Source organism: uncultured Hymenobacter sp. (assembly GCF_964242765.1).
In the GTDB taxonomy this organism is placed as follows: domain Bacteria; phylum Bacteroidota; class Bacteroidia; order Cytophagales; family Hymenobacteraceae; genus Hymenobacter.
In genome coordinates this window covers 147237-155974 of sequence record NZ_CAXTBM010000003.1, presented here as the reverse complement: position 1 = coordinate 155974, position 8738 = coordinate 147237, and the positions used below count along the sequence as shown (strand labels likewise).

General features: G+C 57.7%; 9 protein-coding genes and 1 pseudogene. 9 read left to right on the top strand and 1 reads right to left on the bottom strand.

The genetic code is table 11. The features are described from left to right. The 6 genes and pseudogenes from ACFE7X_RS02380 to ureG all read left to right on the top strand — a co-directional run. Window positions 1–363: pseudogene (locus ACFE7X_RS02380) on the top strand (urease accessory protein); the annotation flags it as partial. 101 nt (window positions 364–464) lie between these two features. Then, window positions 465–1202, top strand: coding sequence for an urease subunit beta (locus ACFE7X_RS02375; RefSeq protein WP_375434056.1), 738 nt, complete (start codon window positions 465–467; stop codon window positions 1200–1202). Between the two features lie 36 nt (window positions 1203–1238). Then, window positions 1239–1775: a hypothetical protein gene (locus ACFE7X_RS02370; protein ID WP_375434055.1), complete on the top strand. Its 537-nt coding sequence runs from the start codon at window positions 1239–1241 to the stop codon at window positions 1773–1775. 9 nt (window positions 1776–1784) lie between these two features. Beyond that, on the top strand, window positions 1785–3500 hold the full coding sequence (gene ureC, locus ACFE7X_RS02365; protein ID WP_375434054.1) for an urease subunit alpha: 1716 nt from the start codon (window positions 1785–1787) through the stop codon (window positions 3498–3500). A 70-nt stretch (window positions 3501–3570) separates the two neighbouring features. Further along, the gene (locus ACFE7X_RS02360; RefSeq protein ID WP_375434053.1) at window positions 3571–4308 is read left to right on the top strand and encodes an urease accessory protein UreF; all 738 of its coding nucleotides are present in this window, start codon (window positions 3571–3573) and stop codon (window positions 4306–4308) included. Window positions 4309–4511: 203 nt separating this feature from the next. After that, window positions 4512–5267, top strand: a complete 756-nt coding sequence (gene ureG / locus ACFE7X_RS02355; RefSeq protein WP_375434052.1) for an urease accessory protein UreG — start codon at window positions 4512–4514, stop codon at window positions 5265–5267. Between the two features lie 26 nt (window positions 5268–5293). On the opposite strand, the gene ACFE7X_RS02350 is transcribed toward ureG, so the two are convergent. Continuing rightward, window positions 5294–6151, bottom strand: a complete 858-nt coding sequence (locus ACFE7X_RS02350; protein ID WP_375434051.1) for an urease accessory protein UreD — start codon at window positions 6149–6151, stop codon at window positions 5294–5296. Window positions 6152–6634: 483 nt separating this feature from the next. On the opposite strand from ACFE7X_RS02350, the gene ACFE7X_RS02345 reads away from it, so the two are divergent. The 3 genes from ACFE7X_RS02345 to ACFE7X_RS02335 all read left to right on the top strand — a co-directional run bounded on the left by ACFE7X_RS02345 (window position 6635) and on the right by ACFE7X_RS02335 (window position 8537). Next, a complete protein-coding gene (locus tag ACFE7X_RS02345; RefSeq protein ID WP_375434050.1) occupies window positions 6635–7558 on the top strand; it encodes a helix-turn-helix domain-containing protein in 924 nt (307 codons plus the stop codon). A 197-nt stretch (window positions 7559–7755) separates the two neighbouring features. Then, window positions 7756–8217, top strand: a complete 462-nt coding sequence (locus ACFE7X_RS02340; RefSeq protein WP_375434049.1) for a hypothetical protein — start codon at window positions 7756–7758, stop codon at window positions 8215–8217. Window positions 8218–8225: 8 nt separating this feature from the next. Further along, the gene (locus tag ACFE7X_RS02335; RefSeq protein WP_375434048.1) at window positions 8226–8537 is read left to right on the top strand and encodes a DUF3817 domain-containing protein; all 312 of its coding nucleotides are present in this window, start codon (window positions 8226–8228) and stop codon (window positions 8535–8537) included. Window positions 8538–8738 lie beyond the last annotated feature (201 nt).

Genomic DNA, 8738 nt, shown 5'->3' with positions numbered 1-8738 from the left:
GGCTTGATGCTGGTGGTCATGGGCCTTAGCCGATTGGCGGGCAAGGAGCCGTTGGGCTTCAAGCTGCGCACTACTTCAGAGCATCGGGTGGCGTATACCGTGGGGCTGGTGCACGGCCTGGCCGGCAGTGGGGCGCTGGTGCTGCTGGTAATGAGCGAAATCCGCAGTCCGCTGCTGGGCGTGCTGTATTTGCTGGTGTTTGGGGTCGGCTCCATCCTGGGTATGTTTGGCGTGGCAGGGTTGCTAAGCATACCGTACACGCCCCGCATGCGCCTGAGCCGCCACCTACGCCTGGCTACCGGCATCGTCTCGTCACTGGTCTGTATCCTGTACGGCGGCTGGATGATTTACGTGAATGTTTAGCTGAATTGTGGATTGCGAAGAGTTGACTGTTAGCCGTTCAACAGTCAACTCTCCGCAATCCACAATTCAACCATCAACAATTTAACAAGCAGCAACCAACCATGCACCTTTCGCCCAAAGACCTCGACAAGCTGGTACTGCACCAAGCCGGTTTTGTAGCCCAGAAGCGCTACGCCCGCGGCCTGCAACTCAACTACCCCGAAGCCATGGCCCTCCTTGCCACGCAGCTCCTCGAGTTTATCCGCGACGGCGAGCGGGTGGCGGTGCTCATGGACAAGGGCAAGCAGCTCCTGGGGCTGAATGACGTGCTGCCCGGTGTGGCCGACATGATAGCCGAAGTGCAGGTGGAAGGCACCTTCCCCGATGGCACCAAGCTGGTAACGGTGCACCATCCCATCTGCCGCGAGTTGGGCAACCCGGAGCTGGCTCTCTACGCCTCCGGCCTCACCCGCGCCGCCGAGAAGCTGGTCGTCGACAACGTGTTGCATCCCAACCCCGGCGAATACCAATTAGCCTCGGAAGACCTTATCCTCAACGCTGACCGCACCACCGTAGAGCTGGACGTGACCAATAGGGGCGACCGGCCGGTGCAAGTCGGCTCGCACTACCCGTTCTTCGAAACCAACGCCGCCCTGCAATTCGACCGGGCGCTGGCTTACGGTTTCCGCCTTAACATCCCCGCCGGCACGGCCGTCCGCTTCGAGCCCGGCGAACGGAAACGAGTGACGCTGGTAGCCCTGGCCGGCGAGCGTATCGTGTACGGCGGCAACGGCTGGATTGACGGGAAACTGGATGAGGACGTAAGAAGAAGTAATGCCTTAGAAAGACTTTCCAGCTAATCTAGAGCGTCAATATCTACTGACACTCTTTTCACTATGAGAAATTTAATTAGGAAAACAGGAGATTATGTAAATAAGATAACTGAATCTCTTAGCAGCTTAGTAGTAGGCTCTTTTATCCTAGCTGTCATCATAATTGCCACCATTATTTTCTTGCCTTTTCTGCCATTTGTTTTAATCTCATCGCATTTCTCTAATAAGAGATTTCAAGAGGAATACAACCTGTACTTGCAGCAAATAGATGGGATGTGCTTTTTCTTTTATAACAACCGCAAAAGTAGCGTCGCATTTGCGCGTGAAATAATAATCCCAGAGTTGGATCCTACCGTTCGGAGGATTTTTGTGGAAGGTTCGAGAATTACTGTTAAAGACGAGCAAAAATTTATATCCCATATGCTTACAGGTGTCAAGGACCGGAAAGGCTTTCCTTATTTAATAAAAGTTGTGGATGGACAAGTCTTGGACTGTTCAGTGAACCATCAATTCTACAACACGATAACTGGCCGCAAGCCGATAGCGCCACTCCTAGCCCAAATCAATTCTTTCTATACTTCCCTCCCTTTCATTTCCTAAATCTGGCCTATGAGCTTACCCATCAACCGGCAGGCGTACGCCGATATGTACGGCCCCACCACCGGCGACAAAGTGCGCCTCGGCGACACGGATTTGCTGATTGAAGTCGAGCAGGACTACACCGTGTACGGCGAGGAATGCAAGTTTGGGGGCGGCAAGGTGCTGCGCGACGGCATGGGCCAAGCGGCCGGCATCGCGCAAGCCGAGGCGCTGGATTTGCTGATTACCAACGCGCTGGTCGTGGACTACACGGGTATCTACAAGGCTGACATTGGCATCAAGAACGGGCGGATTGTGGGCATTGGCAAGGCCGGCAACCCGCACATTATGCCCGGCGTGACGCCCGGCATGGTGGTGGGCGTGACAACGGAAGTCGTGGCCGGCGAAAACCGGATTCTGACGGCCGGGGCCATTGATTGCCACATTCACTTCATTAGTCCGCAGCAGATACCGGAGGCATTGGCCTCGGGCATCACGACGATGGTAGGCGGCGGTACGGGGCCGGCAGCGGGCACCACGGCTACCACCTGCACGCCGGGCGCGTTCTACCTGGAAATGATGCTGCGCGCTACGGAGGCGTACCCGCTGAACTTTGGCTTCCTGGGCAAAGGCAACACCTCCCGCCCCGAAGGTTTAATTGAGCAGGTGGAAGCCGGGGCGCTGGGCTTCAAGCTGCACGAAGACTGGGGCACCACGCCCGCCGCCATCGACCAATGCCTAACCATTGCCGAGTTATACGACGTGCAGGTGTGCATCCACACCGATACGCTCAACGAAAGCGGCTTCGTGGAAACCAGCACTGCCGCTTTCAAGGGCCGCACCATCCACGCCTACCACACCGAAGGCGCCGGCGGCGGCCACGCCCCCGACATCATCAAGATCTGCGGCGAACCGAACGTTATTCCCTCGTCCACCAACCCCACCCGGCCCTTCACCGTCAACACCATCGACGAGCACCTCGACATGCTCATGGTGTGCCATCACCTCGACCGCAACATCCCCGAGGACGTGGCCTTTGCCGAAAGCCGCATTCGGGGCGAAACCATTGCCGCCGAGGATATTCTGCACGATATGGGCGCGCTCAGCATCATTTCCTCCGACTCGCAGGCCATGGGCCGGGTGGGCGAAGTGCTAACCCGGACCTGGCAAACCGCTCACAAAATGGCCCAGCAGCGCGGCCCCCTCCCCGAAGATGCCGGCCGTGGCGCCGATAATTTTCGAGTGAAGCGCTACGTGGCCAAGTACACCATCAACCCCGCCCGCGCCCACGGTTTTGCCGAGGAAGTAGGCTCCGTGGAGCTAGGCAAACTAGCCGATCTGGTGCTGTGGAAGCCGCAGTTTTTTGGTGCCCGCCCGGAAATGATTATCAAAGGCGGCGTCATTGTGCAGTCGCAGATGGGCGACGCCAATGCGTCCATCCCAACGCCGCAGCCGGCCTTCTCGCGGCCGATGTTTGGCTCGCTCGGTTCGGCCATCGGGGCTACGTCGATGGTATTCGTCTCGCAGGCGTCGGTGGCGCACGTGCAGGCCACCTACGGCCTCAGCAAGCAGGTAGTAGCCGTGCGCAACTGCCGCACCGTGACCAAGAAAGATATGGCCCTCAACGATTATCTGCCCAACATCGAAGTCGACCCCGAAACCTACCGCGTGACCGTGGATGGCGTGCATTTGACGTGCGAGCCCGCCACCAAGCTGCCGCTGGCGCAGCTGTATAATCTGTTTTAACAATTCACCTCATTCTCCGAAAAGGAGAGGAGAGTTGAACGATTTAATAATCACTCACTGAAATTTGTCTGTGCCTTCTTGGCTCCGCCTCTCTGAAGGAGAGGGGGCTGGGGGTGAGGCCCCACGTCAGAACCTTATGCAATTCGTTCGGCTGTTGCACCTTGTAGACTCTGCTCTGCCGACGGGCTCGTTTGCCTACTCCTATGGGTTGGAAAGCAGCTTCACGTTCGGGTTGATTAAGACGCCCGCTGATTTCCGCCAGCATCTGTATGCGTATTTGCAGCAGGCGGCGAGTTTGGAGTTACCGTTTATGTACTCCTGTTTTACCTTGCCGGCGCTAGGCGACGAGTTGCACCAGTTGGCCGAAGAGTACGACGCCCAGTTGCTGGTGCCCGCGCTGCACCGGGCCAGCGTGACGCAGGGAAAAACGTGGCTGAAACTGCTAACGACTTTTTACCCCGCTGCGGGCCTGACTGACCTCCGGGCCTGGTTTGTCGCGCGGCAATTGCCGCTACACTTCACCCTCAGCTTTACGCTGGCGCTGAAACAAGCCGGCTTTCCACTGCCCGATTTGCAAGCGGTGTACCTGCACATGGCCCTGCGCGACCAGCTTAGCGCCGCCATCCGGTTGGGCTTCCTGGGCCCCTTGGAAGGCCACCGCCTGCAACATGATTTCTACGCGGTGTTCGAGCATTTGCTTGCTTGCTTTGCCCATCTGTCCTACAAAGAAGCGTCCCGTTCGGCTTTCCTGCTGGATGCCGCGCAGATGTTACACGAAGACGTTTACTCGAAGCTCTTTCAGAATTAGCTTGCCGCTACACGAACCATGTAGAGACGCGACACTTCGCGTCTCGTCGTTGAACGACCTAATCCATGTGGCTTGAACAACCTCAGCAACGGCAAGACGCGAAGTGTCGCGTCTCTACATGGTTCTAAACCTGTATTATGTTGGCTGGCTCAGCATGATACCTTTTTTATTGGCTTTTTACCACTTCACAAACCTACTTAACGATGGCTTTCGCTGATAAACTTGCGCTGCTGCTACACGGCCACACCCACGAGGCAATGGAGTCGCCGGGCGACTTCACCGAGCGCCAAACGCGGCGGCTTCCCTCCTACCGCAACTTTCGCAAGCGCGCCTTCACCGTGGGCATCGGGGGGCCGGTGGGCACCGGCAAAACGGCGTTGCTCAAAGCGCTGTGCGAGCGGTTGCGCAATGAATATGAGCTAGGCGTAGTCACCAACGACATTTTCACCCGCGAAGACGCCGAATTTCTGATTCGGAACAGTGCCTTGAGCGCCGACCGCATTGTGGGGGTGGAAACCGGTGGATGCCCGCACGCGGCTATTCGGGAAGATATTTCCGTGAATATGGACGCGCTGGAAGGCCTGATGGTACGCTTCCCAACCCTGGATCTGCTGTTCGTGGAAAGCGGCGGCGACAACCTGGCCGCTCACTTCAGCCGCGAGCTAGTGGACTATTCCATTTACGTTATCGACGTATCGGGGGGCGACAAAATTCCGCGCAAAGGTGGCCCCGGCATCACTCAATCCGACCTGTTGGTTATCAACAAAATCGACCTCAAAGACCTGATCCGCGCCGACCTGGGCGTAATGGAGCGCGACTCGCACCGGATGCGTGGCGAAGGCCCCTTCCTCTTTGCCCGTGCCCTCGACGGCTTCGGCCTCGACGAAATCATCGACCACATCCACGCCGCCAAGGCTCGGGCTTTCGCGGCAGTAAGCGAGGACCGGCGGCCTCGGTAGCACGCCACGCGTCCGGTTGACGCTACTCAGTATTTACGCGCCAAAGGGTTATAGCCAAAAAATTCTTTTCCGGCCAATGCCTGAAGCACTTGCGCACACAGCGGCTGCAAGGCCTGCCGGCTGTGGGCCGCGGCCCGGAGCACGACCACGTCCTCTTTGGCCTGCGTTACCGAAACCAAGCACTCGTGGCTGCTCAGGTCGAATTGGGGAGTGTCGGGAATGGACAATTTGAATTGCTGGAACTGTTGCGCGAGGCCAACGAACCGAGGGTCGTGGGGGTTGCCGATTAGGTAGAGGGAAAGCACGGTTTGGTGGGCGCCGAAGTTGGGGGGGGCGGTGGCAACCTGCTCTTGCGGCTTAAAGGAAAACCGGTCGAGGAGCACGAGGCGGCCCTGGCGGCGCACGTGCAGCTCCGAGAAAAACGAGTGAAACTCGAACTTCTCGCCGGTATCCATGCGGCCGGAGTGCAGCCAGTCGGCCACTACCAGCAGAGAGTCGGGGGCCAGGTGCCAGTGCTGAAGCTGGCGGTAGCGGCTGCCGGCTTGTGGCACTACGGGGTCCGGAAGCACCACGGCGAGGGCACCCGCGGCCAGTTCGCCGGCCAGGTGCTGCTCGGCTACTTGCCCATCAACGGACTTGAAGATTTTGGTGTTGGATTGGGAGCTAAGGAAAAGCTGCGTGCGCGCGCCGCCTTTGAGGCGTAGCCGGATCGTGTCGCCGGCGACCATGCCGCCGCCGTAGCTGGAAAGTACCACGTGGCAGGAACCAGCTGGGGCGGCGGGATTAAGAATCTTCAGCGGCTGCAAGTTGCGGCAGGTAATCAGCCGCGACCGGCCTTGCACTTGCGCCACTTCCAACTCACTCCAATCAGGGACTACTGGCATTCCGAGGAGGTTAGGTTGCAATATAGCAGACAACAACAGCGCTTTTCACGCTGCCGTTTCCACCAAGCTCAGCGCATAGCAACCGTAGGAGCTTCGTTTCGACTAACCAAACGACTCTTGGCTTTGCCTATCTTCAGTTCGCGTAAAGGCGTCGGCGGCGGTAGCGCGAAGCCTGAGCTTCGCGTGTCGTTGAACGGTGTCGTTGCTACGTAAGCAGTGCCAGTCGTGCTACGATACGCGAAGCGCAGGCTTCGCGCTACAGCCTCCGACGCCTTTCTACCTCGTTTTTCTTGCCACTGCCTGACTTGGCTGATTTAACTTATTCCGCTTTGCCATGAGCTATACTGTAGGGCATCCCGGTTCAACACAAGCTGTTGCTAGTGGCGACGCTGCACGCCCATAAAACATTCGAGGGTCCAACTCGTCCTTGGTAGTACCCGCTAACGAGGTTTAATCAAGCTTCTTCCCCGTTGTTTCAAGTTCATGAGCACACCACCTGCCCAACCCATCAACACCTACGACACCAGCGGCTTCCTGAAGCATTTTATGCAGGACACTTCCACTTTCGGCCAGCTGCTGCGGGCGGGGTCAGAATGGTTTTTTATCGTGGCGGTGGAGCAGATGTACGTGCACTTCACGGAAGCTATTCCCCCCTCGCGCGCCACGGCCCACAGTTGTATCTACCTGACTTCGGGCACGGCGCGCATGCGTATCGGCAACGAAACGTATACCATTCAACCGCACGAAGTGCTGGTGGTGCGGGCCGGGCAGGTGTACTCTTTTCAGCCCGGTGATAAGAACACCGGGTTTCTGCTGCACTTTCACGACGATATGCTCTTCGGCAAAACCGGCAATTCGGACGCGTCAGCCCCCTTTGAGCTATTGCAGTTTTGGGGCCGGCCGCATATTGAACTAGACCTTGAAACAGCGGGCTTCGTCGAGAACTTGTTGCGGCGCTTGCTCGTCGAATTCAACACCCACGAGCTGCATTACCCCGACATCCTGCGCGCTTACCTGCTGACCCTGCTCCACGAGCTGAGCCGAGCCTACGCCGCGGCCCCTACGCCGCCGCAATCCACGGCGCTGACTATCACCAACCGCTTCAAGCAGTTGGTTGCTACTTCACTGAAGTCCACGCACTCGATCAGCGAATACGCCAACCTGCTGCACATCACGCCCAACCACCTCACCAAGTCGGTGCGTACCGTCACGGGCAAGTCGCCGACGAAGTGGCTAGAGGAAACCATTGTGTTGGAAGCCAAGGCCCTGCTTTTTCAGAGCACGCTGTCAGTGAGCGAAATTGCCAGCGAAGTTGGCGTGGCGGACCCTTCGTATTTCAGTCGGCTGTTCAAGAAACACGCCGGGGTGTCGCCGCTGGCATTTCGCCGAATGATTGGTACGTCCTGATTCCGGCTTTATCTGTACTAACGGGATTTCAAGCTGGCCTCGACCTTTGCATCATCACCCCCGCAAAGCCTCATGCCTTCCGCACCAAATTCATTGTTTCGATCTTCCATTGCCCTAGTTCCCTACTTGCCTCTTGGTTTAACGGAATGCGCCTGCACGCATAGGCCAGGCAACAGCCACCCCACTTTCTAACGGCTATGTATTCTCCCTTGCTATTTCTGCACTCGTTGGGCAGATGGGCGGTGCTAGGCGGACTCTTATACGGTATCGGGAGGGGTTATCAAGGCTGGTTGGGCCGCAAGCCCTTCACCCCCCACGACGATACCACCCGGCACACCGTGGCCACGGTTGCGCATGTGCAGCTCGTGCTTGGCTACGCCTTGTACTTTACTAGTCCGCTGCTGCGCGCCTTCCACCTGCGGGATGCCGTGCACGAACCCGGCACGCTGTTCTTTGGCGTGCAGCACGTAGCCGCCATGACCGTGGCCATTCTGGTGCTCACCGTCGGCTCGGCCTTAGCCAAGCGCCAACCTACTAGCCAAGCGAAGTTTCGCAGCATGGCGCTGTGGTTTACGGCGGCGCTGCTGCTTGTTTTGCTGGCTGTTCCCTGGCCTTTTTCGCCTTTCGCCAGCCGCCCGTATTTCCGCCTACCCTTCTAACGACACCGATGTTGAAATCCCCCATTGGCCGCCTTCGTCTGCTCGGACTACTGGAAGGCGCTTCCTTGCTGCTTTTAATTGGAGTAGCCGTTCCGTTTAAGTATCTGTATGGCAACCCAAGTTTGGTTCGTGCCTTGGGGCCCGTACATGGTCTGCTGTTCTTGCTTTTTGTGCTGAATACGCTGCGCGTGGGCGTGGAATACCAGTGGCGCTTCTCTACTACTTGGAAAGTGCTGCTGGCCTGCCTCCTTCCCTTCGGCACGTTCTACGTTGACCGCAAGATTCTAGCCCCCATGCAAAAGCAAGAAATAAAGTCCTAACAAACAAGCAAACTACCGCCGCGCATCGCCTAGCCGCAGCCGTTACCCCAGAGTGCGAAAGGCTCTACTGGGTTTTGCCGGAACAGTGAAAAAAATACCGGTGGTTGTTCCGAGCGAAGCGAGAAACCCAGCTTTTCGGCTGGCGCTACGTCTTAGCTTTCTCGCTTCACTCGAAACAACCACCTGGGTCTAGCACGCATG

Excerpts from the sequence above, each read along its gene's own strand:
- ACFE7X_RS02375 (WP_375434056.1), top strand. The coding sequence starts at position 465 with ATGCACCTTTCGCCCAAAGACCTCGACAAGCTGGTACTGCACCAAGCC.
- ACFE7X_RS02370 (WP_375434055.1), top strand. The coding sequence starts at position 1,239 with ATGAGAAATTTAATTAGGAAAACAGGAGATTATGTAAATAAGATAACT.
- ureC (WP_375434054.1), top strand. The coding sequence starts at position 1,785 with ATGAGCTTACCCATCAACCGGCAGGCGTACGCCGATATGTACGGCCCC.
- ureG (WP_375434052.1), top strand. The coding sequence starts at position 4,512 with ATGGCTTTCGCTGATAAACTTGCGCTGCTGCTACACGGCCACACCCAC.
- ACFE7X_RS02350 (WP_375434051.1), bottom strand. The coding sequence starts at position 6,151 with ATGCCAGTAGTCCCTGATTGGAGTGAGTTGGAAGTGGCGCAAGTGCAA.
- ACFE7X_RS02345 (WP_375434050.1), top strand. The coding sequence starts at position 6,635 with ATGAGCACACCACCTGCCCAACCCATCAACACCTACGACACCAGCGGC.
- ACFE7X_RS02340 (WP_375434049.1), top strand. The coding sequence starts at position 7,756 with ATGTATTCTCCCTTGCTATTTCTGCACTCGTTGGGCAGATGGGCGGTG.
- ACFE7X_RS02335 (WP_375434048.1), top strand. The coding sequence starts at position 8,226 with ATGTTGAAATCCCCCATTGGCCGCCTTCGTCTGCTCGGACTACTGGAA.